Source organism: Halorubrum sp. T3 (assembly GCF_000296615.1).
Classification (GTDB): domain Archaea; phylum Halobacteriota; class Halobacteria; order Halobacteriales; family Haloferacaceae; genus Halorubrum; species Halorubrum ruber.
Genome location: NZ_JH815329.1, coordinates 352,940 through 376,286, shown reverse-complemented (window position 1 = coordinate 376,286; position 23,347 = coordinate 352,940). Strand labels below are relative to the sequence as shown.

The window sequence follows — 23,347 nt, the reverse complement described above, 5'->3', positions numbered from 1 at the left end:
GCGCTGGGTGGAGAGCGAGGGGGTCGGAACGGGCTCAGTACGTGTGGATCACTTCGCCGCAGCGCGTGCACTCGATCGTGTCTGACCGGAACAGCCGCTCCTTCTTCTCGGTCGGCCCGTTACACTCGGGACAGACGCCGAGGTTGCGGCCGTCGGCCACGCGCGCGGACAGGTCGAGGAACTGGTTCTCCAGCTTGTCGATCTGTTCGGACTGCTCCTCGACGACCGACCGGAGCTCCTCGATGGTCTCGTCGCGCTCCTCGACCGCGGTCGACAGCTCCTCGATGCGCTGTTCGTACTCGTCGATCGCCTCGACGTCGATGGTGACGTCGTCGGCCGCCTCCGTTTCGGCCTCTCGCTCCGCGGTGGTTTCTGTCGTCGACTCCGCCTCGGCTTCGGTGTCGTCGTCGGCCATACAGCAATACTGGGGCCCCAGGTTGATTACTTTCGGGCCGACAACGTATCCCTCGACGGGCGACGCGACGCGGGCAGCGGCCCCCGAGGAACCCCGTCGGTCGACCGCCCGCGGACGCCGATACCTGACTGGGTTGGCATCGATCTGAATAGAATATATACTGTATCATGAGGTGGGTATGGACCCGATAGCGCTACAGGCGGGATACGACCTGCTCGGGGACGGTCGTCCCGAGACGCTTTGGTTAGGTATAGGCACACTAATGATGCTCATCGGGACCTTCTACTTCATCGTCAAAGGATGGGGGGTCACCGACAAGGAGGCCCGTGAGTACTACGCGATCACGATCCTCGTGCCGGGGATCGCATCGGCGGCGTACCTGTCGATGTTCTTCGGCATCGGGCTGACCGAGGTCGAGCTCGTCGGCGGTGAAGTGCTCGACATCTACTACGCCCGGTACGCGGACTGGCTGTTCACCACGCCGCTGCTGCTGCTCGACCTCGCGCTCCTCGCGAAGGTCGACCGCGTGACCATCGGGACGCTCGTCGGCGTCGACGCGCTGATGATCGTCACCGGCCTCATCGGCGCGCTCTCGCACACACCGCTCGCGCGGTACACGTGGTGGCTGTTCAGCACGATCGCGATGATCGTCGTGCTGTACTTCCTCGCCACGAGCCTTCGCGCCGCCGCGAAGGAGCGCGGCCCAGAGGTCGCGAGCACGTTCAACACGCTGACCGCGCTGGTGCTCGTCCTCTGGACGGCGTACCCGATCCTGTGGATCATCGGCACTGAGGGAGCCGGCGTCGTCGGCCTCGGCATCGAGACCCTGCTGTTCATGGTTCTCGACGTGACGGCCAAGGTCGGCTTCGGCTTCATCCTGCTCCGCAGCCGCGCCATCCTCGGCGACACCGAGGCGCCGGAGCCCTCCGCGGGCGCCGACGCCCAGGCCGCGGACTAAGCGGTTAGCGAACCCGGACGCGGTAGAACAGCGCGGCGAAACCGACCTTCACCTTCATTTTCAATGACCAACACTACGACCGAACAGCCGCCAGAGCTGCGTACGCGGTCCGTCGCCGGCATCGCCGTCTGTATCACCGTCGCCCTCGTCGGGATCTTCCTGATCCCGTCGCTCTCGGAGCCGGTGGACGGGGTCAACGTGCGGTTCTGGACGATGGTGGCGCTGGAGCTGCTCGCCATGGGCGGCGTCGTCTACTTCGTCTTAAACCTCCACGAGGAGTAGCCCCGACCGCGATCGCCGCTCACTCCTCCGCCGACTCGACCTCGGCGCGCCCGTCGTCGGTCGACGGCGACGTCTCGGCGAGCGCGCGCTCGAAGTGGTCGCGCCCGACCGTCGTCTCGGCGGGCGACCCGTCGTCGACGATCGCGTCCTCGATCGCGAGCAGCCCGGCCTCCCGGACCAGCGCCGCAAGGTCGCCGCCGCTGTACCCGGCGGTTCGGTCGGCGACCGAGTTGAGGTCGACGCTGGACGCGACCGGCATCTCCCGGGCGTGGATCGCCAGGATCTCGCGGCGCGCCTCGCGGTCGGGAAGCGGCGTCTCGACCGCCTTCTCGATCCGGCCCGGCCGGAGCAGCGCCTCGTCGATGGCGTCCGGGCGGTTCGTCGCCGCGATGACGGCGACGTCGGTGAGCGGCTCTAACCCGTCGAGTTCTGTCAGCAGCTGCGACACCACGCGCTCGCCGGCGCCCGTGTCGTCGCCGCTGCGCCGCGGCGAGATGGCGTCGACCTCGTCGAAGAAGATCACCGCCGGCGCGTTCTCGCGCGCCGTGGCGAACAGGTCGCGGACGGCCTTCTCCGACTCGCCGACGTACTTGTCGAGCAGCTCAGGCCCGTTCACCGGGATGAAGTTCGCGTCGCTGAGCGTCGCCGCGGCGCGCGCGAGCAGCGTCTTCCCGGTCCCCGGCGGCCCGTACAGCAGCACGCCGGAGGGCGGGTCGATCCCCATCTCCGCGAAGCGGTCGGCGTACTCTAAGGGCCAGTACACCGCGCGCACCAGCTCCCGCTTGGCGTCGTCGAGCCCGCCGACCTCGTCCCAGCCGACCGCGGGGAACTCGACGGTGACCTCACGGAGGCCGGTGGGCTCGACCTCGTCGAGCGCGGCCTCGAAGTCGGCCATCCGGATCGCGGTCCGGCCGTCGCGGCGGACCGCCCGCTCCAACGCCGCGTCCGCGAGGACCGCGAGGTCGGCGAACACGTAGCCGTTGAGCCGCGCGGCGACCGACTCGAAGTCGACGTCCATCGCGAGGGACGCGCCCTCACAGAGGGCTTCGAGCGCGGCCGCGCGTTCCGCGGTCGTCAGGGGCTCGACCTCGATTTCGCGGTCGAACCGGCCGCCGCGGCGCAGCGCCGACGGTACCTCGCTCGGGTCGGTCGTCGCACCGATCACGACCGTCCGGTCCCCGGCGCGGAGCTCGTCGACGGTCGACCGGAAGCGGTCCGCCAGCGCGGAGCCGCCGTCGTCGGCTCCGAGCGCCTCGAGGTCGTCGAGGAGGACCACGGTCGGCTCGCCCCCCGAGACGGCCTCGACGACGCGGTCGAGCCGGTCCGATCGGTCGCTCGCCCGCTCGCCTCGGAGCCGCGCCGCGGAGGCCCGGACGAGCGCCGCGTCGGTCGCGGCCGCGACGGCCTCGACGAGCGTCGTCTTCCCCGACCCGCGCGGGCCGTGGAGGAGCAGCCCCAACGTCGCGGACCCCGCGGACTCGAACGTCTCGGCCGCGTCGAACCGGGTCGCGACCGCGTCGCGGAGGCGCTCGAACGTCGCCGTCGGGACGAAGCCGTCGCCGGCGCCGGTCCCGCCGGGGCGCTCGGCCTCGACCGCCCGCGTCCCGTCGTCGGCCGCGACGGTGATCTCGGTCTCGTCGCCGACGACCGCCGGCGAGGAGGGGGCCACGTCCCGCACGTCGAACCGGAGCGTGAGCGCGCCGCCGAGGCGCGTGACCTCGACCTCGTCGCCGACGGCGACCGCGCGCCGATCGAGCCGGCGGCGGATCGCGTCCTCGCTCCGCTCCAAGTCGACCGACTGGCGGAGCCGCAGCGTGACCGACGAGGCGACCGGGAGGTCCGACGCCGCCACGGTGGCGGCCTCGCCCGGTTCGACCCCGGCCGTCCGGCGGAGCCGCTCGGGGAGGAAGACGGCTCGCGCCTCGCCGTCGACCGCGACGACCGGGGCGGCGACGCGACGCGCGCCTTCGACGGTCACCGAATCGCCGAGGCCGATCCCGAGGTCGGCGAGGACGGCCTCGGGGAGCCCCACGCGGTCGCCGGGAACCGACGTGGGGGGCTCCCGGACGGGGACGCGCACGCTCATGTTTCGTGGGCCCGCTCGCGGGACGGCTCCTCGGCGGTGATAGTCGACACCATGCGTCTATCTCACGCCAAGCGACCTCAAAGTACCCGGGCCTAACTGGACAGTCGCGCCCCGACGGCCCCCGCGGTCGGCCGGTCGGGCGCCGACGTTTCGGAGTCTCGGAACGTAGGCAACCGTTAACCCGTCTGGGTGCGAACGGACGCCCATGGCGAACGCTCGAGCGCTCCTCGTCCACCCGGAGGAGGGGAGCGATCGGATCGAGACGGCGCTCGGGGCCGCGGGGTTCGACGTGACCCGCACGGACACCGCGGCGTCCGCGGTCGCGAAGGCGACGACCGGGGAGTACGACTGCGTCGTCAGCGAGTACGCGCTGGCCGGCGACGACGGGGTCGACCTCGCGACCGCGATCGAGGAGTCCGACGCCGGCGTGCCCGTCGTGATGTTCACGGAGACGGACGAGGAGGGCGTGCCGGAGGCCGCCTTCGAGAACGGCGTCGACAGGTTCCTCCAGAAGAACGGGTCGGCGTCGATCGATAAGCTCGTCTCCGACGTCTCGACGGTCTGTTCGGGAGTCCCGGCCTCTGAGCCGCGACGGGACGTCTCCGACCACGAGCCGTCCGCGTCGGAGGTGACGCGCGCCGTCGAGGACGCGCCGATCGGGATCAGCATCAGCGACCCGGACCTCCCGGACTACCCCCTCGTGTACGTCAACGACGCCTGGGAGGAACACACCGGCTACCCGGTCGAGGAGGCGCTCGGCCGCAACCCGCGGTTCCTCCAGGGACCGGGGACGGACCCGGAGACCGTCGAGAAGATCGGGGACGCGATCGCGAACGAGGAGGAGGCGACCGTCGAGATACGGAACTACCGGCGCGACGGTACTCCCTTCTGGAACGAGCTGACGGTCGCGCCGATATACGACGAGGACGGCGACCTGGCCCACTACGTCGGCTTCCAGAACGACATCAGCGACCGAAAGGAGGCGGAGCGGCTCGCCGAGGAGCGCGCCGAGAAGCTCGCGACCGAGCGGCGCTCGCTCGACAGGGTCCTCGGTCGGGTGAACGGGCTCTTCAGCGACATCAGTCGCATCCTCGTCGAGAATCGGGACCCGAACGCCATCCCCGAGCGCGTCTGCGAGGTCGTCGCCGGCGAGCCGGGGTACGCCGGCGGTTGGATCGGCGAGGTGTCGTCGGCGACCGGTCGCCTCGAGATCCGCGCCGCGAGCGGCGTGTCGGTCGACGTCGGCGCGTCGTTCGACATCGACGAGACGCCGACCGAGGTCCGGGAGGCGATCGAGACCGAGGAGCTCCGCAGCGGCTCGATAGAGGGTGCGGCCGACGGACCGCTCGAACCGGCGGCCGTCGGCGGGCGGCGGCTCCTCGTCGTCCCGCTCACGTACGGGGAGCGACGGTACGGCCTGTTGGCGATCTACGGCAGCGGGGCTGACGTCCTCGACCGCCGGGAGCGACGGGTGTGCGAGTCCGTCGGGAAGATGATCGCGAACGGACTCCACTCCATCGAGACGGCGGAGATGCTCACGACCGACCGCGTCGTGGAGCTCGTGGTCGAGATCCGAGACTCGACGGGACCGCTCGCGCGGATCGCCGACGCGGTCGGCGGGGAGGTGGAACACCTCGGGACGACGCGGCTCGACGACGACGCCTGCGAGCTGTACTTCCGCGCCGACGGCGAGGATCCGGACCTCGACGAGCTCGCCGCCCTCCCGCTGGTCGAGTCGATGCGGACGGTCTCGGAGACGAACGACGGCGTCAGCTTCGGCGTCACCGTCACCGAGTCACCGCCGCTCACGCAGCTGGCCGACCACGGCAGCGTCGTCGCCGAGGCGACCGCCACGCCGGAGGGAGCGACCCTGACGATCGAGGCGCCGCCCGAGCACGACGTCCGGTCGATCCTCGACGTGTTCCGCGGCGAGTACGAGGGCGTCGAGCTCCGGTCGCGCGTCGAGCGCGAGAGCCGCGACCGCACCGTCGCGGAGTTCGCGGCCGCGGTCGACGAGCGGCTCACCGAGCGCCAGCGCGCCGCCCTGAAGACCGCCGAGCTGAACGGCTACTTCGAGTGGCCGCGACCGGTCGACGGCTCGGAGATCGCCGAGCAGATGGGGATCACCCGGCAGACGTTCCACCAGCACCTCCGCGCGGCCGAGCGGAAGCTGGTCGAGGCGTACGTCGACCCCCGATCGAGCGAATGAGCGGGGAGTCGACCGCCGAGCGCGGTGGACCATGAGCGACGAGCGATCGGACCCCTTCGCCGCGAGCGACTCGGTCGTCGTCGCGGCCGATCCGGAGGCCGTGTTCGCGTTCCTCGACGACCCCGCGAACCACGCGGCGATCACGCCCGGGATTACGGACGTTCGAGACGTCGAGCCCCTGGCGAACGGCGGGAAGCGACTTTCGTACACCTACCGGATGGCCGGGATCGGTATCGACGGCGAGATCGTCCAGACCGTCCACGAGCCGCCCGAGCGCCACGCCTTCGAGCTCCGCGGCCGGCTCACCGGCACCATCGACCTCCGGCTCGCCCCCGTCGACGGCGGGACAGAGCTGACGTACGCCGCGACGTACGACCTGCCGGAGAACGCGCTCACGACGGTTGGCGCGCCCGTGATCCGTCGGTTCAACGAGCGGCAGCTCCGGGCGGCGCTGGAGAACGTCGCGGAGCGGTTCGACGCGGACGGGTGAGGATGTTCGACAGATCGGTCAGCAGGGGTCGCCAGCGCGGCGAACCGACCGGGAGACGGCGGGGCGATTCGGGGGCGGCGGGCGAACTATTAAGCGTTTGATGGTCTAAACGAGGGGCATGGATCCGATCACCCTCCAAGCCGGGCTCGGTCTCGGGCTCGTGAGCGTCGGCCTGCTCGCACTCCTGCTCGTGGTCGTCACGCTCTGGCAGTCGTTCGAGATCGTCGACGCCTACGAGAAGAAGACGCTCACCGTCTTCGGCGAGTACCGCAAGCTGCTCGAACCGGGTATCAACCTCATCCCGCCGTTCGTCTCCCGCACGTACCCGTTCGACATGCGGACCCAGACGCTGGACGTCCCCCGGCAAGAGGCGATCACGCGGGACAACTCCCCGGTGACCGCCGACGCGGTCGTCTACATCAAGGTGATGGACGCCAAGAAGGCGTTCCTCGAGGTCGACGACTACAAGAAGGCCGTCTCCAACCTCGCGCAGACGACCCTCCGCGCCGTCCTCGGTGACATGGAGCTCGACGACACGCTGAACAAGCGCCAGGAGATCAACGCGAAGATCCGCAAAGAGCTCGACGAGCCCACCGACGAGTGGGGGATCCGCGTCGAGAGCGTGGAGGTCCGCGAGGTCAACCCCTCGAAGGACGTCCAGCAGGCGATGGAGCAGCAGACCTCCGCCGAGCGCCGCCGCCGCGCGATGATCCTCGAAGCGCAGGGGGAACGCCGCTCCGCCGTCGAGCAGGCGGAGGGTGACAAGCAGTCAAACATCATCCGCGCGCAGGGGGAAAAGCAGTCGCAGATCCTCGAGGCGCAGGGGGACGCGATTTCGACGGTCCTCCGCGCGCGCTCCGCGGAGTCGATGGGCGAGCGCGCCATCATCGAGCGCGGCATGGAGACCCTCGAAGAGATCGGCAAAGGCGAGTCCACGACGTTCGTCCTCCCGCAGGAGCTCACGAGTCTGGTCGGCCGCTACGGCAAGGCGCTCTCCGGCTCCGACGTCCAGGAGATGGAGGGGCTCGACGGGAAGGAGTTCGACGACGACACCCGGAAGATGCTCGGGCTCGACGACATCGACGAGATCCTCGGCCAGATCGAGGAGTCCGCGGAGATGAACGTCGAGGAGCTCGAGAAGGAGGCCGAGGCGGTGAAGGCGGGCGACGCCGGCGCGAGCATCAGGTCCGCCGACGAGGTCATCCAGGAGATGGACGACGAGGAGGCGCCCGCGGAAGTCGAGAAGGAGGAGTAGCTCGGCGCGAAGCGCGGCCGTAGCCGCATTCTCCGACGCGATTCGGCCGCGAGCGAAGTGCTTTTGTCGAGGCGCCGACTAATACGGCCGTGACAGAGGGGTTCGACGGCCGAAAGCGGGAGACGCTCCGGCGGTTCGCAGCGGTCGGAGCCGCCGCGCCGTTCGTCGGGACCGCGAGCGCCGACGACGGGACCGACGAGAACGAGACGCGGGAGGCGATCCGCGGCTACGTGCCGACGACCCCCGGCGCGCACTTCTCGAAGCTCCGCGACGACCTCCGCCTCGGGACCGGCGAGGCGCAGTACCACCTCCGGAAGCTGGAGGAGGCGGGCGCGATCGAGTCGGTGAAGGACGCCGACTATCGGCGCTTCTTCCCCGCCGGCCGGTTCGACGCGACCGACAAGCGGGCGCTCGGCTACCTCCGTCGGGAGACGCCGCGCGGGATGGTCCTCGCGCTGCTGCGTGACCCCGACGCGACCGGCGCCGACCTCGCGAACGCGCTCGGCGTCTCCCGGCCGACGATAAGCGCCGCGGCCGCCGACCTCGAAGCCGCCGGCCTCCTCGACCGGACCGACGGCTACGCGCTGACCGAGCCGGAGCGGCTGCTCACGCTCGTCGTCCGCTACGCCGACTCCTTCGACGCCGAGGCCGTCGCGTTCGCCGACGACGCGGCGTCGCTGGTCGCGTACGATCCCTGACTCGACTCAGAGCGCGACGGCGACCGTCAGGCCGTGACCATCCACGTCGTCCCCGACGAGTAGCCCCACTTCTCGACGTCGACATCGGTGGCCGCGTCGGCGACGGCGCTCATGTTCGCGCCGACCTCCTTCGCCGAGAGGCCGAGGTCGTCGGCGATCAGCCGCGACTTGAAGTAGGTGCGGTCGGCCGCGTTCTCGCGGAGGTAGCGGAGGATTCGCGCCTGTTTCGCGGAGAGGCCGGCCGAGTCGGCCGCGACCGCGTCCTGTTCTGCGACCGTGTCCGATTGGACCGTGCTCATACCCACACTAGGTCGGTGACCAGCATAAGGGAGTTGGTAAGTCCGGTTAACACGCCGCAGTCGTGCGGTTTTGTGCGGCAGGAGGGGCGAGAGAGACGGCCAGTCGCCGCGTTTGGGTACGGCCTTCGAACCGGATCGGCGGCCCGGCGGCGAGGGCGCGCCGAGGTCAGTACAGCCCGGAGACGAACGGGCCGAGCGCGCCGCTCACCCCGGCGGCGAGCGCCTCGGCGCGGTCGACGCGGCCGTTCGTGAGCGCGCCGGCCGCGCCGCCGCGCGTCGCGACGCCGTCGGTGTCGAGGAGGTCGTCCATCACCGGTCCCAGTTCCTCCCCGTCGTCGATCCGGGCGGCGACGTCGGCCGGGAGCGCGAGGCTCGGGCCGGCGGCGCGGCCGACGCGGTCGCCGTCCGTTACGGCCGCCCACATGATCAGGTAGCGGTCGTCGCTCCCGTCGAACCCCGCGACGCCGCCCTCGACGCCGACGCCGAGGTCGTACGTCGCCCCGTCGTCCGGCGCGCCGGCGCCGCCTCTCGGGCCCGCGTCGAGGACGGCCGCGGCCCGGTTCTCCGCGCCCGCGATCGTCTCCGCGTGGCCCGTCGGCTGCTCGCTCACGCCGGAGTCGACGGGGACCGACTCGATCGCGACGCCGGTCGGGTCGCTCGGGAGGTCGTCGTCCGCCGCCGCTCCGAGGGCCAGTTCGACCGCGCGCCGCTTCACCGGGTTGCCGCTGCCGACGCCGACTCGCAGGGTCGTCATGTCCGGTCGTCGGCGTCGGCGACTGAAAACGCGTCGGGATGGAGCAGGCGCGCCAGCCGCTCGACCCCGTCGAGGAGCGCGGGGCTCGGCTGATTGAGGAGGGAGTCGTCGATCACGGTCACGGGGGCGTCGACGGCCCAGTCGCGCTCGGCGACCGTCGCGGGGTCGACCCGGTCGCCGTGTCCGCAGACGTGGACGACGACGCGGTCGGGATCGGCGCGCTCGACCGCGGCGGGGTCGACCTCGCGGGAGCGCTCGCCGGGGTCGACGAACGGGTAGCGCCCGCCCGCCGCGCGGACGGCGTCGGGGACCCAGTTGCCGGCCGCCATCGGCGGGTCGGACCACTCCTCGCAGTAGACGGTCGGGCGCGGGCGGTCGGCGACGGCGTCGGCGATCCGGTCGAGCCGGTCGCGCGCGTCGGCCGCGAGCCGCTCGCCCGCGTCCGGGCGGCCGACGTCGGCGCCGCGGGCCGCGAACCCCTCGACGGCCTCGTCCAGCGTCGACGGCTCTCGGTGCGCGACGTCGAGGCCGCGCTCCCGGCAGTCGTCCGCGAGGTCCGCCTGGAGCCCGTCGCTCGTGAGGACGACGTCGGGATCGAGATCGGCGACGCGGTCGAGGTCGGGGTTCAGCCAGCCGCCGACGGCGGTCGGGGGCTCCTCGCCGTTCGCGGGCCCGGCGTCGGGGTCGTCGGCGAGGTCGCAGTGGGCGGTGACGCCGACGAGGCGGTCGGCTGCGCCGAGCGCGGCGACCGTCGCGGTCGCGCTCGGCGCGAGCGAGACGGCGCGGGGCGCGGACATGGGAACCGGTCCGGCCGCGACCGTGTCAACGGTTTCGGTCGCGTCGCCGCCGATCTGGAGATCGGCGAAAACACGTGATAGATCGTGTCCTTTCGTCGGGATTCGAGCGACACGTTCCGGTCGTTTTAAGTTGTGTTCCGCCGACGGTAAGGTAAGATCGCTCCCGGGCAGTTTCAGTTTCCGGGGGCAACCGAGCTATGAGTGAACGACTACACACACGGGGGAGTCGCTCCCGAACGGAGACGAACGAGGAGGAATCGGAGAGCACCGACGAGACGCTCAGCTGCCCGGAGTGCGGCGGGCACGTCATCAACGACGAGGAGCACGGCGAGACGGTCTGTAGCGACTGCGGGCTCGTCGTCGAGGCGGACTCGGTCGACCGCGGGCCGGAGTGGCGCGCGTTCGACTCCCGCGAGAAGGACGAGAAGAGCCGGGTCGGCGCCCCGACCACGAACACGATGCACGACAAGGGGCTCTCGACGAACATCGACTGGCGCGACAAGGACGCGTACGGCCGGTCGCTCGGCGCGCGCCAGCGCCAGAAGATGCAGCGGCTCCGCAAGTGGAACGAGCGGTTCCGCACCCGCGACTCGAAGGAGCGCAACCTGAAGCAGGCGCTCGGCGAGATCGACCGCATGGCCTCGGCGCAGGGCCTCCCGGACAACGTCCGCGAGACGGCCTCCGTCATCTACCGCCGCGCGCTCGACGAGGACCTGCTCCCCGGCCGCTCGATCGAGGGCGTCTCCACCTCCTGCGTGTACGCCGCCGCCCGGATGGCCGGCGTCCCGCGCAGCCTCGACGAGATTGCCGACGTCTCGCGCGTCGAGAAGGCCGAGATCGCCCGGACGTACCGCTACGTCGTCCGCGAGCTGAAGCTCGAAGTGAAGCCGGCCGACCCCGAGCAGTACGTTCCCCGGTTCGCCTCCGACCTCGAACTGAGCGAGGAGTCGGAGATGCGCGCGAAGAGCCTCCTCCGCAACGCCAAGGAGAAGGGCGTCCACTCGGGCAAGTCGCCGGTGGGCCTCGCCGCGGCCGCCGTCTACGCCGCCGCGCTGCTCACCAACGAGAAGACGACGCAGGCCGCGGTCTCGGAGGTCGCCGACATCTCCGAGGTCACCATCCGGAACCGGTACCACGAGCTGTTAGAGGCCGAGGACGGCCTCGTCGCCTGAGCCGGCGAACTTCTCCCGAACCCGTCTCGACCTCGCGGACCGTCTTGACCCGATCAGCTAAGTCCCCGCCCACGGAAGCCTCGCGTATGTTCGAGGAGTTCGTCCTGACCGCGAGCACGGCCGACCTCACGGGGGAGCCGCGCGCCCGCGAGGACGCCGACGCCGTGGAGTTCCGGATGGATCTCGCGAGCGACCCGCTCGACCAGCTGGCGGGCTACGACGGCGAGCTCCCGCTGCTCGTCACGAACCGGGCGTCGTGGGAGGGGGGCGAGGCCGAGGGGCTCGGCCGCTACGACGCGCTCTCGGACGCGATCGGTACCGACGCGGTCGCCGCCGTCGACGTCGAACTCGCCGCGCTGCGCGGGACGCGCCCGGACCCGGCCGAGGCGTCGCACGCGACCGCGCTCCGCGACGCGGCACGAGAGGCGGGGGTCGACGTGGTCGCGTCCGTCCACGACTTCGAGTCGACGCCCGAGCCCGCCGCGCTCGTCGACCTGCTCGCCGACGCCGCGAGCGAGGGCGACGTGGGGAAGCTGGCGACGACCGCGACCGCGCCGGCGGACGCGCTCGCGATGATCGAGGCGACCCACGAGGCGACCGCCGCCGGCCACCGCGTCGCGACGATGTGTATGGGCGAGCCGGGCCGCCACACCCGCGCCGTCACCCCGGTCTACGGCTCGAAGATCGGCTACGCGCCGGTCGACCCCGCGAACGCGACCGCGCCGGGCCAGTACCCGCTCGCGACGCTCAGAGAGCTGGTCGACGGGCTGAGAGAGGGTGGAGCTGACGAGTGATTATTTATAAGTGATTGGCCGCGACTGCTGCGACTATTTATAAGTGAATACGGTGCGGTGGCGCGTGCCTGCGAGCGGCCGGAGCGAAGCGGAGGCCGCGAGTCGCACGCGCGAGGGAGTCGGTCGCCGAGCAAAGCGACGGCGACCGACGAGGCTGGGGAGGCGTGAGGTGCGGTGCCGTGCGGTGCGGGGTGGGACTCAAAGGGGCAGTCGCGAGACCGCAGTAGGCGACGTAAGCACCACAGCGAGCGGAGCGAGCGAGGAGCGCAACGAGCGTACTGCGGTCTCGCGACTGGGGCTTTGGAAGTCTTCGCCGCAGATCCGCCAGTACCTATTTATAAACGAGCGGCTGGGACTTTGGAGGTGTCCGTCGTCGATCCGCAGTCAACTATTTATAAACGAGCGGGTGGGGCTTTGGCGGTGTTCGCTATCGATCCGCAGTCAAGTACTGCTTATAAATCATCATCAAGGCCGCCATCCGTCGCAGAAGAAACCACGTATAGAGCCAAACCGCTTTACGACCGCCCCCGTAACACACGCCAATGGCGACGTGCGACGTGTGTGGGGAGTACGAGAACCTCCCGTACCAGTGTAAGCGGTGCGGCCAGACGTTCTGCGCCGAACACCGACTGCCCGAGAACCACGACTGTCCGGGCCTCGCCGAGTGGGACGACCCCGGGGGCGTCTTCGACAGCGGCTTCGACGAGAGCGTTGAGGGCGGCGCGGGCGACGCCCGAACGGGCGGCGACGCGTCCGCGGGCGTCGTCGACCGCGTCAAACAGCGGGTCGACCGCGAGACCAGCACGGGCGGCCTGATCAGTTACTTCCGAGGGAACGCGACGTACGCGATCCTCCTCGCAATCTGGGTCACGTTCCTCGCGCAGCTGGTCGTGTTCTGGGGCGTGAGCCCGGCGCTCCACGACCAGCTGTTCGTGCTCCGGGCGGACGAACTCGGTCGAGTCTGGACGTGGGTGACGTCCGTGCTCTCTCACTCGCCGGCCAGCCTCTACCACATCATCGGTAACAGCGTCGTGCTGTTCTTCTTCGGCCCGCTCGTCGAGCGCGCCGTGGGGTCGAAGCGCTTCGCCGCGTTCTTCTTCCTGTCGGGGATGATCGCGGGGCTCGGCCACATCCTGTTCGCGCTCGGCATGGGCGCCACGTCGACCGGCGTCCTCGGCGCCAGCGGCGCCGGCTTCGCGATCCTCGGCGTCCTCACCGTCTGGCGGCCGAACATGCAGGTGCTGCTGTTCTTCGTCATCCCGATGAAGATCAAGTACCTCACGTGGGGGATCGCGATCGTCTCTGCGGTCCTCGTCGTCCAGAGCGTCCAGGCCGGCGGGGCGGGCAGCGCGGGCAACATCGCGCACCTCGCGCACCTGATCGGGTTCGCGATCGGCCTCGCGTTCGGCAAGCGCAACGAGGGCCTCGCGCGCTCCGCGGGCGGCATGGGCGGCGTCTCGATGGGCGGCGCGCGCGGCCCGCGCGGACCGGGCGGCCCCGGCGGCCCCGGCGGTCCGGGCGGGCGGCGCTGATGGACCTCGCGCGGCCCGACCTCCGCCCGGATCCGTCGCTGTCGCGCGACGAGATGGAATCCCTCCAGCGCGACATCGCGGCGGCCGCGACGTTAGACGACGACCACGGGCTCGACCCGTCCACGGTCGCGGTCGAGGAGGCGGCCTCGCTCGCTGACGGCCTCCCGCCGGCGCGCGACGGGGCCCAAGCGCGACTCGACGCGGGAGCCGGTTCGGCGGACGGACACGACCCGGACGCGCCGGTCGTCGTCGGACTCGACCAGGCGTTCCTCGTCGACCGGGAGGGCGCGCCCGACGCCGCCGTTTCGGCCGCGGTCGCGTTCCGCGACGGCGACGTGATCGAGTTCGCGAGCGCGACGACCCCGCTCTCGATCCCCTACGTTCCCGGACTCCTCGCCTTCCGCGAGGGCGGGCCGATACTGGCCGCGCTCGACGCGCTCGACGTCGCCCCCGATCTGCTGGTCTGTGACGGCTCCGGGCGGATCCACTTCCGGGAGGCCGGACTCGCGACGCACGTCGGCGTCCTCTGTGACGCGCCGAGCGTCGGCGTCGCGAAGAGCCTCCTCTGTGGCGAACCCGACGAGCCGACCGACGGGCGTCCCGCCGGCTGGCGAACGCCGATCCGCGCCGACGACGCGGTGACGACCGCCGAGCCGGGCACCGTGATCGGCCACGCGTTCCAGTCGCGGCAGTACCCGAACAGCGGGCGGGTGAACCCGCTGTACGTGAGCCCCGGGCACCGCGTCTCTGCCGCGACCGCGGTCGACCTCGTCGACGCGCTGTGTGCGGGCTACAAGCTCCCGGAGCCCACGCGGTTCGCGGACGCCCACGCCGACGCGGTGAAGCGGAACGCGGACCGGTGACGGAATGCGGTCCGGTGACGGAACGCGACCCGGTGAGGAACGAAGACCGGCGACTGAGGGCTGGCGATGACGCCGAGCGGTCGCGCGGGGTGGTAGCGGCGTGCCGGCACGGACGTGCCATCAGTTGCCACAGTCATGCGGTTTTTAGACGATCGACGGTGAAGGCGATCACATGGGAGACGACGACACGGAGAGTCCGATGTCCGCCGAGGAGTTCCGGTCGCTAACGGACGGCTTAGTGCGCCAGAGCTCCGGCGGCGGTACGACGGTGTACAAGAACGCGGCCGGCGTCGGCTGTCCGAACCCCGACTGCGACCGCGGCGTTTTCCAGACGCTGTTCGTCAGCGACCACGGCTGGCAGCAGATCGGAGCGACCCGCGACGGGATCGACCTCTGTTTAGTCAACACGGACTCGAAGCGGCTCGTCTTCATCCACGACGACTGAGCGCGGTCGCCGCCGCGGGCTCAGTCGTCGTCGGCCGTCGAGCCGGACCCGGAGTCGGCCGCACAGCGGTTCGGCCCGAGTTCGAGTTCGATCGCCGCGGTCTCGTCGGGCGGCGCCTCGACGCCCCGGTTGGCCGCGATCACCGACTCGTAGTTCGGCGGCTTCTCCGGGAGGGTCCGCGTGATTCGCTCGACGAACGCCTCCCGGTCGAGTCCGAGGATCCCGATCCCGCGGCGCGCGTCGCCGACGGTCGTGAACACGGGCTCGCCCGGAACCACGTCCCCGGTCGTCCCGTCGTTCGCGACCGCGAAGTGGCCGGGACAGACGGCGACGCCGTCGGGTTCGGCGAGTAGCGTGCCGTGGAGCGAGTCGTAGAGCCGGCGAGCGGCGGCCGCCGCCCCGGGTTCGTCGTCGGCGTCGGCGTTCACGTCCGCGTCGGCGGTGTCGTCGGCGTCGCCCGCCGAGAACTGGAGTTCCGTCCGGCCGACGCTGTCGATGAACAGCGTGTCGCCGGTGAGCACCGCGGCGTCGCCGACCAAGTAGCTCGCGCCGTCGTCGGTGTGGCCCGGCGTCGCGAGCGCCTTCAGGTCGACCCCGCCGACGTCGAGCGTCTCGTTGCGTTCGATCGGCTCGAACTCGGCGGCCACGTCGCGGTCGGCCGCCGCGGCGGCCAGGTAGTACGGGACGCCGAGTTCGTCCGCCAGCGCCCGGCCGCCCGAGAGGTGGTCGGCGTGGACGTGCGTGTCGAGGACCGCCGCGATCGACGCGTCGCGTTCGGCGGCGGCCTCGATCCACTCGTCGCCGTGTCGAGAGACGTCGATAGCGACGGCGACGCGGTCGGCGCCGTCGGAGTCCGAAGCGGCCGGAACGTGGTCCGCGGGTCCCCGCTCGCGCCCGCCGACGGCGAGGTACCCCAGACACCCCTTCGCGCGGCGCTGGACCTGGACGACGTCGAGCGGCGGGGCGGCGTCGGGTCGGTCGCCGAGCGGGACGGCGGTGCGGTCGTAGACGGCGGACCAGCCGCGCATGCCGTCGGCGACGACGACCACGTCGTCGTACCCCGCAGTGTCGAGTTCGGCGGCGAAGTCGTTCGAGGCCTTCCCCTTGGCGCACAGCGTGACCACGCTGTCGTCGGGCGAGAGGCCCGTCTCGCGCTCGAAGTCGTCGACGTCGAACTCGTGGAACGGCTTGTAGAAGTAGTGGACGGCGTCGGCCACGCGCCACCCCGCGAAGCTCTCTTCGGGGCGCGTGTCGACCACGGCGAACGTGCGCTCGCCGCGCCGACGCGCGTCGATCCTGTCGCGGAACTCGTCGGCGGATATCGTTTCGACCATACTCGTGTCTCGGTCCGCGCGATCAAAAGGGCTCGGTGGGCGGGAAGTACGAGGGAATCGGCAGCGGCGAGATCAACGCTGCGTGCTGGGACTCGCCGGCGGTTTGTTTATAAATAAACAACGGCGCTGCGGCGAATGCCTCCGATTCCCCCAGCTGCTCGCTTATAAATAGTCGACTGCGGATCGACCGCGAACACCTCCAAAGCCTCAGCTGCTCGCTTATAAATAATCGACTACGGATCGACCGCGAACACCTCCAAAGCCCCAGCCGCGAGGACTCGATGGGCTCGCCGCGGTCCTCGTCGCTCACTACGTTCGCTCCTGCGGTCCTTGCGTCGCCCGTCTTCGTCCTCGCGGCTGCCCCTTTGAGTCCCGCCCAGCACAGCAACCACAGCCTCACACCTCCCCAGCCTCGCGGTTCGTTCGGAGCTCCCTGCGGTCGCCCCTCACTCACCGCGTCCCTCGCGCGTGCGACTCGCGGCCGCCGAGGGCGGCCGCTCGCCGGCACGCGCCACCGCGGGACAGTGCGGGACGGTTCCGCCGCGACCGCGATGGGTAGCTTTTATTCGGAGCGCCCGGCGAGCGGGCGTATGGTCGAGGCGTTCGCGGTCGCCAGCGGGAAGGGCGGCACGGGGAAGACGACGAGCACGCTCGCGCTCGGGATGGCGCTCGCGGCGGACCACGACGTGACGGTCGTGGACGCCGACACCGGCATGGCGAACCTCCTCTTTCACGCCGGGCTCGACGACGCGGCGGTCACTCTCCACGACCTGCTCGTCGAGGGGACCGCGACGGACGTGAGCGAGGCGACCTACGAGCGGTTCGGGCTCTCCGTCGTCCCCTGCGGCACCTCGCTGGCCGGCTTCGAGGCCGCGGAACCGGAGCGCCTCCGCGACGTGGTGGCCGAGCTCGCGCGCGACACCGACGTGCTCCTGCTCGACTCGCCGGCCGCGCTGGGGTCGAAGTCCGCCGTGCTGCCGGTCGTGCTGGCCGACCGCGTCGTGGTCGTCGTCGAGCCGACCATCCCGGCGCTCTCGGACGGCCTGAAGGTCCAGGAGTACGCGCGGTCGTACGGCACGGAGACCGCCGGCGTCCTGTTCAACAAGGTCCGGGACGAGGCCGACGACGTCGCCGCGCAGGCGGAGCGCCACTTCGGCGGCCCCGTCCTCGCGAACGTCCCCGAGAGCGACGACGTCCGGGCGGCGCGCCGAGCGGGGAAACCCCTCCTCGCGCACGCGCCGGAGAGCGAGGCCGCCGCGCGCTACCGGCGGGCCGCCGATCGGCTCGACGTGCGCGACGGCGACGGCGACGCGGTGGCGGACCGGTTCCGCAGCGCGGTCGTCCCCGACACGCCATGAGCGGGAGCCAAGACGGCGACGGCTCGGACGACGACCGCTCGGACGGCGACGGCTCGGAGTCGGCCACGCTCACCATCCCGCGGGGGACGCTCCTGCGCTCGCGCGTGGTCTCCGACGTGGGGACGACGCTCTCGCGCGCGCTCGACCGCGAGCTCACCGGCTACGCGACCCTCGTTCCCCAAGAGACGCTGCTGCTGTCCGGCGAGGCCCGCGGCGTGATCACCTTCGACGACGGCGTGCCCGTGCTGGCGTACAACACCGTGACGGACAGCGGCGGTCCGGACGCGCTCGCGGAGCTGGCGGTACCCGGTCCCTACCGCGTCGAGCTGTACGCCGTCGACGCGACCGGGCTGGCCGCGGCCCACGAGGAGGAGGCGCTGCGGGTCGCGCCCGACGCGGCCGCGACCGAGCTGGCCGACGACGCCGCCCTCGCCGAGCGGACCCGCGACGCGGCGCCCGACGAGCGGCTTCAGGCGGCCGACGACGAGGACGACGCCGTCGCTGCCTTCCTCGCGGACGAGGAGCGGATCGACGCGATCCGCGAGCAGGCGCGGTCCGAGGCGCGCGACCGCGCCGCCGAGTGGGGGCTCGACGACGCCCTCGACGATCCGGAGGAAATGGCGGAAAGCGACGGGCTCGACGATCCGGGTGGGATGGAAGAGAGCGACGCCGGGGGCGTGATCGAGCGCGACGCCGGGGGCTCCGTCGACGGCTGACCGACCGAACGATTATCTCGACGCGGCCCCTCCAATCGGTATCACGGTCCTCCGTCTGCTGCGGCTGACGACGCCCGCCGACTTCGCGGCCTGGTACGCCGCCGGCCGCGCGTACACGGTCGAGGTGGCCGAGGGGATGGGCTTTTCCGGCGTCGACGCGCTCGACGACGAGCGGACCGTCCGCCGGCTCCGAACGTCCCCCGACGAGCTGACGCCCGCTGAGGCGCGCTCGGTCGCGGCGACGCTGCTCGCGGACGGCGCGTTCTCGGAGCCGTACTGCGAGTGGCTGCCGACGTGGTACGAGCTCGCGCTGATCGCGCCGGTCAGATACGGCGACTGGCGGCTGCGACGGGTCGCCGGCGCGGTCGCCGAGCGCGCGTCCGTGACCGCGACCGCGCCGCGGTTCTCGCGCCCGACCGACGTCCGGATCGACGGCGCCCCGGCGCTGTCGCGGGTCTCCGGCTTCCGCGAGCGGTTCCTCCTCGCGGACTCGCTGCTCCACTTAGAGTGGTTCGACCACGTCGCCGCCGCCGACGGGATCGAGGTGCCCGACGACCTCGTCGCGCGGACCCGCGAGGAGTCGCTGTCCTACTACGGCGGGGAGCGCGACCGCCTCTCGCCCGACGTCCGGCGGTTCCAGCGGCACCTGTTCGCCGACGACCGCTGGGTTCGCCGGGTCGACGAGGCGTACGGCCTCGACAGCGCCCTGTTCGGGCTCTGGGAGCGACTGCTCCGAGACGAGCGGCGGCGGCTCGGCGGCGACTGATCGGGGACGGCGGTCGACCGACTCGCGGTTCGAGCCGACGGCGTTGAACTGTTACAGCTTCCGTAACAAGTTACGGACCCTAATCGCGAAACGGCAGATAAGTATAGACGGTTCCCTCCATTACTGTGTTGTACGAACCACGTTTCGGTTCGCTGTCCCCGACCTTCGGCCCTCGTTTTCGCTCGCGGTCGCAGGGTTCCCGACCCGGTACCTTTCACCCCGTTCAACTTCCGTCTGCCACGGAGGAACACAACTCGGCGGCGAGTAATATTTTATTCAGCGCTACGGCTGCCGGAAGTTTCATACGTCGGCTCGCGGATCCTCCGGGTACACGAATGGCAGTACTCTTGCTGGAGGACGTCGACGCCGACGACGTCGGGACCGTCGGCGGAAAGGCCGCGTCGCTCGGCGAACTCATCGGTGCGGGGCTCCCGGTGCCGCCGGGGTTCGCCGTCACCGCGGGCACGTACCGCACGTTCATCGAGGAGGCCGGGATCGACGAGGAGCTGTTCGACGCGGTCGACGTCGACCCGGAAGACTCCGCCGCGCTCCGCGAGGCCGAGGCGCGCGCGGAGGAGCTCATCCTCGACACGCCGTTCCCCGAGGAGGTGCGCGAGGAGATCCTGGAACAGTATCGGGCGATGGCCGAGGACGGCGAGGAGGCGTTCGTCGCGGTGCGCTCCTCGGCCACGGCCGAGGACCTCCCCGACTCCTCCTTTGCCGGCCAGCAGGAGACGTTCCTCAACGTCCGCGAGGACGACCTCCTCCGGCGCGTGAAGGAGTGCTGGGCCTCACTTTTCACCCAGCGCGCGATCTACTACCGACAGCAGCGCGGGTTTCCGCATAGCGAGGTCGACATCGCAGTCGTCGTCCAGCGGATGGTCGACGCCGACAAGTCCGGCGTGATGTTCACCAGCCACCCCTCGACGGGCGATCCGCAGGTCACGATCGAGGCCGCGTGGGGGCTCGGCGAGGCAGTCGTCTCCGGCACCGTCTCCCCCGACAACTACGTCTACGACCGCGAGCGCGGCGAGGTCGACCAGGTCACCGTCGCGGACAAGAAGGTGGAGATGGTGAAAGACGAGGAGACCGGCGAGACGGTCCAGCTCGACGTCGACGAGGCCCGCCGACACGAGCGGGTGCTCTCGGACGCCGAGATCGGGGATCTCGTCGAGCTCGGCGAGCTGGTCGAGGACCACTACGGGTCTCCGCAGGACGTCGAGTGGGCGATCTACGACGGCGAGATATACATGCTCCAGTCGCGCCCCATCACGACGATTCAGGAGGACACCGGCGACGAGGAGGACGCGGATGCGGGCGAAACCGGCGGCGAGACGCCGAGAAAGTCCACCGTCGGGGACGCGGCGTCCGGCCAACCCGGCGCGGCCAATGGCGGATCCGCCGGCTCGGACGCGGACGTCCTCGTCGACGGGCTCGGCGCCAGTCCGGGGGTCGTCTCCGGGGCGGTCCGGATCGTCCACAAGCTCGACCACCTCGATCAGGTCCAGGAGGGCGACGTGATGGTGACGGAGATGACGATGCCGGACATGGTACCGGCGATGAAACGCGCCGCCGGCATCGTCACCGACGAGGGCGGGATGACGAGCCACGCGGCGATCATCTCCCGCGAGCTCGGCGTCCCCGCGGTCGTCGGCACCGGCAACGGGACCCGCGTCCTCGAGGACGGCCAGCAGGTGACCCTCGACGGCGACAAGGGAACGATCCGCGCGGGCGAGTCGGAGTCGGCCGAGCCCGGCGAGGAGTTCGAGCCGGTGGAGGCCGCGCGCCCGGAGACCCCCGTGAAGCCGATGACGGCGACAGAGGTGAAGGTGAACGTCTCGATCCCGGAGGCGGCCGAGCGCGCCGCGGCGACGGGCGCCGACGGCGTCGGCCTGCTCCGGATCGAACACATGGTCCTGTCGCTCGGCAAGACCCCGGAGAAGTACATCGCCGACCACGGCGCCCGCGCGTATCAGGACGAGCTGATCGAGGGCGTCCGGCGCGTCGCCGACGAGTTCTACCCCCGACCGGTCCGCGTGCGGACCATCGACGCGCCGACCGACGAGTTCCGCGAGTTAGAGGGCGGCGAGGGCGAGCCCGCCGAGCACAACCCGATGCTCGGCTGGCGCGGGATCCGCCGGAGCCTCGACAAGCCGGAGCCGTTCCGGCAGGAGCTGGCCGCGTTCGCGCGGCTCTACGACATGGGGTACGACAACCTCGAGGTGATGTTCCCGCTCGTCAACGACGCGGCCGACGTCGAGGGAATCACGGGCCACATGCGCGAGGCTGGGATCGACCCCGAGACGCACCGCTGGGGCGTGATGATCGAGACGCCCGCCAGCGCGCTCCAGATCGAGGAGCTCGCCGAGGCGGGGATCGACTTCGCCTCCTTCGGCACCAACGACCTCACGCAGTACACGCTCGCGGTCGACCGTAACAACGAGCACGTCGCCGACCGATTCGACGAGCTCCACCCGGCCGTGCTGCGGCTGATCGGCGACACGATCGAGACGTGCCGCGAGCTCGGCGTCGACACCAGCATCTGCGGGCAGGCCGGCTCGAAGCCGGAGATGGTCGAGTTCCTCGTCGAGAAGGGAGTCTCCTCCATCTCCGCGAACATCGACGCGGTCCGCGACGTCCAACACGAGGTGAAGCGGACCGAACAGCGCCTGCTGCTCGACTCGGTCCGCTGAGGCGGCCCGGAGCGGCTTTTCTCTGCCGAATCCCAGAGCGGAACGAGTAAGAGCCGCCCCCGGCAACAGGGGGGCAGATGCGACAGCCGGAACCGGAGCCGCAGTCGTTCGATCGGGTGCTCTCCTCGATGTGTACCGAGCCGCACCCGGACGCCCGCGCGGCCGCCGAGCGGTTTCTCGCGACGAACCCGGGCGACCCCGCCACGTACGAGGCGGTCGCGGACCTCGAAGCCCGGGCGGTCGAGGGGCTCGCGACGCTCGCGGCCCACCCGACCCCGAGCGACGCCGCGGGGTACGTCACCTCCGGCGGCACCGAGGCGAACGTTCAGGCGGTGCGGTCGGCGCGGAACCGGCACGAGGGGAGTGACGCCGAGAAGGGCGAGCGCGACATCAACGTCGTCGCGCCCGAGAGCGCGCACTTCTCGTTCCACAAGGCCGCGGAGCTGCTCGGGGTCGAGCTGCGGACGGTTCCCCTCGACGACGACTATCGGGCCGACCCCGAGGCCGTCGCCGCCGCGGTCGACGACGCGACCGCGCTCGTCGTCGGCGTCGCTGGCAGCACGGAGTACGGCCGGGTCGATCCGATCCCCGAACTGGGATCGATCGCCGACGAAGTCGGAGCGGGGTTCCACGTCGACGCCGCGTGGGGCGGGTTCGTCCTCCCCTTCACTGACCACGCGTGGTCGTTCGCCGACGCGCCGGTCGACACGCTGACGATCGACCCCCACAAGTTCGGCCAGGCGCCGGTCCCGGCCGGGGGGCTGTTGGCCCGCGAGGACGCCGCGCTCGACGCGCTCGCGGTCGACACGCCGTACTTAGAGACGCGCTCGCAGGCGACGCTGACCGGAACCCGGAGCGGCGCGGGCGTCGCCGGCGCGGTCGCGGCGATGGACGCGCTGTGGCCCGACGGCTACCGCGAGGCCGCGGAGCGCGCGGCCGAGAACGCCGAGTGGCTCGCCGGCGAACTCGCCGACCGCGGGTACGACGCCGTCGAACCTGAACTCCCGCTCGTCGCGGCCGACGTGCCCGAATCCGAGTTCCGCGCGCTCCGCGACGCCGGCTGGAAGGTGTCGCGGACCGGAACCGGAGAGCTCCGCGTGGTGTGTATGCCGCACGTGACGCGTGCGGCGCTGCGGGCGTTCCTCGACGACCTCGACCGGATCCGGGGGTAGAGGATATTTAAATACGCGACCGCAGTGGCGAGTGACCCTTATAAATCAACCTGCTGGGCGGTGGCGCGTGCCTGCGAGCGGCCGGAGCGAAGCGGAGGCCGCGAGGAGCCCGCGCGAGGGAGTCGGTGGTCCGGAGCAAAGCGGAGGACCACCGACGAGGCTGGGGAGGCGTGAGGTGCTGTCGCGGTGCGGGGTGGGACTCGAAGGGGCAGCCGCGAGGGCGGCGCAGACGACGGAAGCACCGCAGCGAGTGAGCGGA

Annotated in this window: 23 protein-coding genes; 16 read left to right on the top strand and 7 right to left on the bottom strand. The window is 71.1% G+C overall.

The window, feature by feature from the left end:
* Positions 1-34 precede the first annotated feature (34 nt).
* Positions 35-415, bottom strand: a complete 381-nt coding sequence (locus B378_RS0104055; protein WP_017342543.1) for a SlyX family protein — start codon at positions 413-415, stop codon at positions 35-37.
* Positions 416-593: 178 nt separating this feature from the next.
* Between B378_RS0104055 and B378_RS0104050 the strand changes: the two genes are divergently transcribed.
* Together B378_RS0104050 and B378_RS0104045 are read left to right on the top strand one after the other, a co-directional pair.
* Complete coding sequence (locus B378_RS0104050) at positions 594-1,373, top strand: bacteriorhodopsin (protein WP_082224238.1); 780 nt, start codon at positions 594-596, stop codon at positions 1,371-1,373.
* Between the two features lie 63 nt (positions 1,374-1,436).
* Complete coding sequence (locus tag B378_RS0104045) at positions 1,437-1,655, top strand: hypothetical protein (protein WP_017342541.1); 219 nt, start codon at positions 1,437-1,439, stop codon at positions 1,653-1,655.
* A gap of 19 nt (positions 1,656-1,674) precedes the next feature.
* On the opposite strand, the gene B378_RS0104040 is transcribed toward B378_RS0104045, so the two are convergent.
* Positions 1,675-3,741, bottom strand: coding sequence for an AAA family ATPase (locus B378_RS0104040; protein ID WP_017342540.1), 2,067 nt, complete (start codon positions 3,739-3,741; stop codon positions 1,675-1,677).
* A gap of 205 nt (positions 3,742-3,946) precedes the next feature.
* Here B378_RS0104040 and B378_RS0104035 point away from each other — a divergent pair, with 205 nt between their 5' ends.
* The 4 genes from B378_RS0104035 to B378_RS0104020 all read left to right on the top strand — a co-directional run bounded on the left by B378_RS0104035 (position 3,947) and on the right by B378_RS0104020 (position 8,393).
* Positions 3,947-5,950 carry a bacterio-opsin activator domain-containing protein gene (locus tag B378_RS0104035; protein WP_017342539.1) on the top strand — a complete coding sequence of 668 codons (2,004 nt, stop codon included), beginning with the start codon at positions 3,947-3,949 and terminating at the stop codon, positions 5,948-5,950.
* A 31-nt stretch (positions 5,951-5,981) separates the two neighbouring features.
* Positions 5,982-6,440: an SRPBCC family protein gene (locus tag B378_RS0104030; protein WP_017342538.1), complete on the top strand. Its 459-nt coding sequence runs from the start codon at positions 5,982-5,984 to the stop codon at positions 6,438-6,440.
* Between the two features lie 118 nt (positions 6,441-6,558).
* Positions 6,559-7,695: an SPFH domain-containing protein gene (locus B378_RS0104025; protein WP_004596483.1), complete on the top strand. Its 1,137-nt coding sequence runs from the start codon at positions 6,559-6,561 to the stop codon at positions 7,693-7,695.
* 89 nt (positions 7,696-7,784) lie between these two features.
* Positions 7,785-8,393: a MarR family transcriptional regulator gene (locus tag B378_RS0104020; RefSeq protein ID WP_017342537.1), complete on the top strand. Its 609-nt coding sequence runs from the start codon at positions 7,785-7,787 to the stop codon at positions 8,391-8,393.
* A 26-nt stretch (positions 8,394-8,419) separates the two neighbouring features.
* Here the strand turns inward: B378_RS0104020 and B378_RS0104015 are convergent, their stop codons facing one another.
* From B378_RS0104015 to B378_RS0104005, 3 genes are all read right to left on the bottom strand, one after another.
* The gene (locus tag B378_RS0104015) at positions 8,420-8,692 is read right to left on the bottom strand and encodes a hypothetical protein (protein WP_017342536.1); all 273 of its coding nucleotides are present in this window, start codon (positions 8,690-8,692) and stop codon (positions 8,420-8,422) included.
* A 166-nt stretch (positions 8,693-8,858) separates the two neighbouring features.
* A complete protein-coding gene (locus B378_RS0104010; protein ID WP_017342535.1) occupies positions 8,859-9,446 on the bottom strand; it encodes a DUF84 family protein in 588 nt (195 codons plus the stop codon).
* A complete protein-coding gene (locus B378_RS0104005; RefSeq protein WP_017342534.1) occupies positions 9,443-10,243 on the bottom strand; it encodes a cobalamin-binding protein in 801 nt (266 codons plus the stop codon). Before B378_RS0104005 ends, B378_RS0104010 begins: the two co-directional genes overlap by 4 nt.
* 197 nt (positions 10,244-10,440) lie before the next feature.
* On the opposite strand from B378_RS0104005, the gene B378_RS0104000 reads away from it, so the two are divergent.
* The 5 genes from B378_RS0104000 to B378_RS0103980 all read left to right on the top strand — a co-directional run bounded on the left by B378_RS0104000 (position 10,441) and on the right by B378_RS0103980 (position 15,049).
* On the top strand, positions 10,441-11,415 hold the full coding sequence (locus B378_RS0104000; protein ID WP_004596489.1) for a transcription initiation factor IIB family protein: 975 nt from the start codon (positions 10,441-10,443) through the stop codon (positions 11,413-11,415).
* 86 nt (positions 11,416-11,501) lie between these two features.
* Entirely contained in the window at positions 11,502-12,209 is a 708-nt protein-coding gene (locus tag B378_RS0103995; RefSeq protein ID WP_017342533.1) for a type I 3-dehydroquinate dehydratase, read from the top strand.
* A 542-nt stretch (positions 12,210-12,751) separates the two neighbouring features.
* A complete protein-coding gene (locus B378_RS0103990; protein ID WP_017342532.1) occupies positions 12,752-13,741 on the top strand; it encodes a rhomboid family intramembrane serine protease in 990 nt (329 codons plus the stop codon).
* Positions 13,741-14,604 (top strand): endonuclease V, encoded by an 864-nt coding sequence (locus tag B378_RS0103985; protein WP_017342531.1) that lies wholly within the window; start codon positions 13,741-13,743, stop codon positions 14,602-14,604. Before B378_RS0103990 ends, B378_RS0103985 begins: the two co-directional genes overlap by 1 nt.
* Positions 14,605-14,776: 172 nt before the next feature.
* Positions 14,777-15,049 (top strand): hypothetical protein, encoded by a 273-nt coding sequence (locus B378_RS0103980; RefSeq protein WP_017342530.1) that lies wholly within the window; start codon positions 14,777-14,779, stop codon positions 15,047-15,049.
* A 20-nt stretch (positions 15,050-15,069) separates the two neighbouring features.
* Here the strand turns inward: B378_RS0103980 and B378_RS0103975 are convergent, their stop codons facing one another.
* Together B378_RS0103975 and B378_RS16700 are read right to left on the bottom strand one after the other, a co-directional pair.
* Positions 15,070-16,383 (bottom strand): rhodanese-like domain-containing protein, encoded by a 1,314-nt coding sequence (locus B378_RS0103975; protein WP_017342529.1) that lies wholly within the window; start codon positions 16,381-16,383, stop codon positions 15,070-15,072.
* Positions 16,384-16,405: 22 nt separating this feature from the next.
* On the bottom strand, positions 16,406-16,693 hold the full coding sequence (locus tag B378_RS16700; protein ID WP_192812432.1) for a hypothetical protein: 288 nt from the start codon (positions 16,691-16,693) through the stop codon (positions 16,406-16,408).
* A gap of 280 nt (positions 16,694-16,973) precedes the next feature.
* Between B378_RS16700 and B378_RS0103970 the strand changes: the two genes are divergently transcribed.
* The 5 genes from B378_RS0103970 (at position 16,974) to mfnA (ending at position 23,088) form a co-directional block, all read left to right on the top strand.
* Positions 16,974-17,741 carry an AAA family ATPase gene (locus tag B378_RS0103970; protein ID WP_017342528.1) on the top strand — a complete coding sequence of 256 codons (768 nt, stop codon included), beginning with the start codon at positions 16,974-16,976 and terminating at the stop codon, positions 17,739-17,741.
* Complete coding sequence (locus tag B378_RS0103965) at positions 17,738-18,457, top strand: hypothetical protein (protein ID WP_017342527.1); 720 nt, start codon at positions 17,738-17,740, stop codon at positions 18,455-18,457. The genes B378_RS0103970 and B378_RS0103965 overlap by 4 nt, the downstream gene beginning before the upstream one ends.
* 136 nt (positions 18,458-18,593) lie before the next feature.
* Positions 18,594-19,223, top strand: coding sequence for a hypothetical protein (locus tag B378_RS0103960; protein ID WP_026046171.1), 630 nt, complete (start codon positions 18,594-18,596; stop codon positions 19,221-19,223).
* A 335-nt stretch (positions 19,224-19,558) separates the two neighbouring features.
* Positions 19,559-21,916 carry a phosphoenolpyruvate synthase gene (gene ppsA, locus B378_RS0103955; RefSeq protein WP_017342525.1) on the top strand — a complete coding sequence of 786 codons (2,358 nt, stop codon included), beginning with the start codon at positions 19,559-19,561 and terminating at the stop codon, positions 21,914-21,916.
* Between the two features lie 77 nt (positions 21,917-21,993).
* Positions 21,994-23,088, top strand: a complete 1,095-nt coding sequence (gene mfnA, locus B378_RS0103950) for a tyrosine decarboxylase MfnA (protein WP_017342524.1) — start codon at positions 21,994-21,996, stop codon at positions 23,086-23,088.
* Positions 23,089-23,347 lie beyond the last annotated feature (259 nt).

What these genes read in the sequence shown, in the direction of transcription:
- B378_RS0104055 (WP_017342543.1), bottom strand. Translation starts at nt 415, where the DNA reads ATGGCCGACGACGACACCGAAGCCGAGGCGGAGTCGACGACAGAAACC.
- B378_RS0104050 (WP_082224238.1), top strand. Translation starts at nt 594, where the DNA reads ATGGACCCGATAGCGCTACAGGCGGGATACGACCTGCTCGGGGACGGT.
- B378_RS0104045 (WP_017342541.1), top strand. Translation starts at nt 1,437, where the DNA reads ATGACCAACACTACGACCGAACAGCCGCCAGAGCTGCGTACGCGGTCC.
- B378_RS0104040 (WP_017342540.1), bottom strand. Translation starts at nt 3,741, where the DNA reads ATGAGCGTGCGCGTCCCCGTCCGGGAGCCCCCCACGTCGGTTCCCGGC.
- B378_RS0104035 (WP_017342539.1), top strand. Translation starts at nt 3,947, where the DNA reads ATGGCGAACGCTCGAGCGCTCCTCGTCCACCCGGAGGAGGGGAGCGAT.
- B378_RS0104030 (WP_017342538.1), top strand. Translation starts at nt 5,982, where the DNA reads ATGAGCGACGAGCGATCGGACCCCTTCGCCGCGAGCGACTCGGTCGTC.
- B378_RS0104025 (WP_004596483.1), top strand. Translation starts at nt 6,559, where the DNA reads ATGGATCCGATCACCCTCCAAGCCGGGCTCGGTCTCGGGCTCGTGAGC.
- B378_RS0104015 (WP_017342536.1), bottom strand. Translation starts at nt 8,692, where the DNA reads ATGAGCACGGTCCAATCGGACACGGTCGCAGAACAGGACGCGGTCGCG.
- B378_RS0104010 (WP_017342535.1), bottom strand. Translation starts at nt 9,446, where the DNA reads ATGACGACCCTGCGAGTCGGCGTCGGCAGCGGCAACCCGGTGAAGCGG.
- B378_RS0104005 (WP_017342534.1), bottom strand. Translation starts at nt 10,243, where the DNA reads ATGTCCGCGCCCCGCGCCGTCTCGCTCGCGCCGAGCGCGACCGCGACG.
- B378_RS0104000 (WP_004596489.1), top strand. Translation starts at nt 10,441, where the DNA reads ATGAGTGAACGACTACACACACGGGGGAGTCGCTCCCGAACGGAGACG.
- B378_RS0103995 (WP_017342533.1), top strand. Translation starts at nt 11,502, where the DNA reads ATGTTCGAGGAGTTCGTCCTGACCGCGAGCACGGCCGACCTCACGGGG.
- B378_RS0103990 (WP_017342532.1), top strand. Translation starts at nt 12,752, where the DNA reads ATGGCGACGTGCGACGTGTGTGGGGAGTACGAGAACCTCCCGTACCAG.
- B378_RS0103985 (WP_017342531.1), top strand. Translation starts at nt 13,741, where the DNA reads ATGGACCTCGCGCGGCCCGACCTCCGCCCGGATCCGTCGCTGTCGCGC.
- B378_RS0103980 (WP_017342530.1), top strand. Translation starts at nt 14,777, where the DNA reads ATGGGAGACGACGACACGGAGAGTCCGATGTCCGCCGAGGAGTTCCGG.
- B378_RS0103975 (WP_017342529.1), bottom strand. Translation starts at nt 16,383, where the DNA reads ATGGTCGAAACGATATCCGCCGACGAGTTCCGCGACAGGATCGACGCG.
- B378_RS0103970 (WP_017342528.1), top strand. Translation starts at nt 16,974, where the DNA reads ATGGTCGAGGCGTTCGCGGTCGCCAGCGGGAAGGGCGGCACGGGGAAG.
- B378_RS0103965 (WP_017342527.1), top strand. Translation starts at nt 17,738, where the DNA reads ATGAGCGGGAGCCAAGACGGCGACGGCTCGGACGACGACCGCTCGGAC.
- B378_RS0103960 (WP_026046171.1), top strand. Translation starts at nt 18,594, where the DNA reads ATGGGCTTTTCCGGCGTCGACGCGCTCGACGACGAGCGGACCGTCCGC.
- ppsA (WP_017342525.1), top strand. Translation starts at nt 19,559, where the DNA reads ATGGCAGTACTCTTGCTGGAGGACGTCGACGCCGACGACGTCGGGACC.
- mfnA (WP_017342524.1), top strand. Translation starts at nt 21,994, where the DNA reads ATGCGACAGCCGGAACCGGAGCCGCAGTCGTTCGATCGGGTGCTCTCC.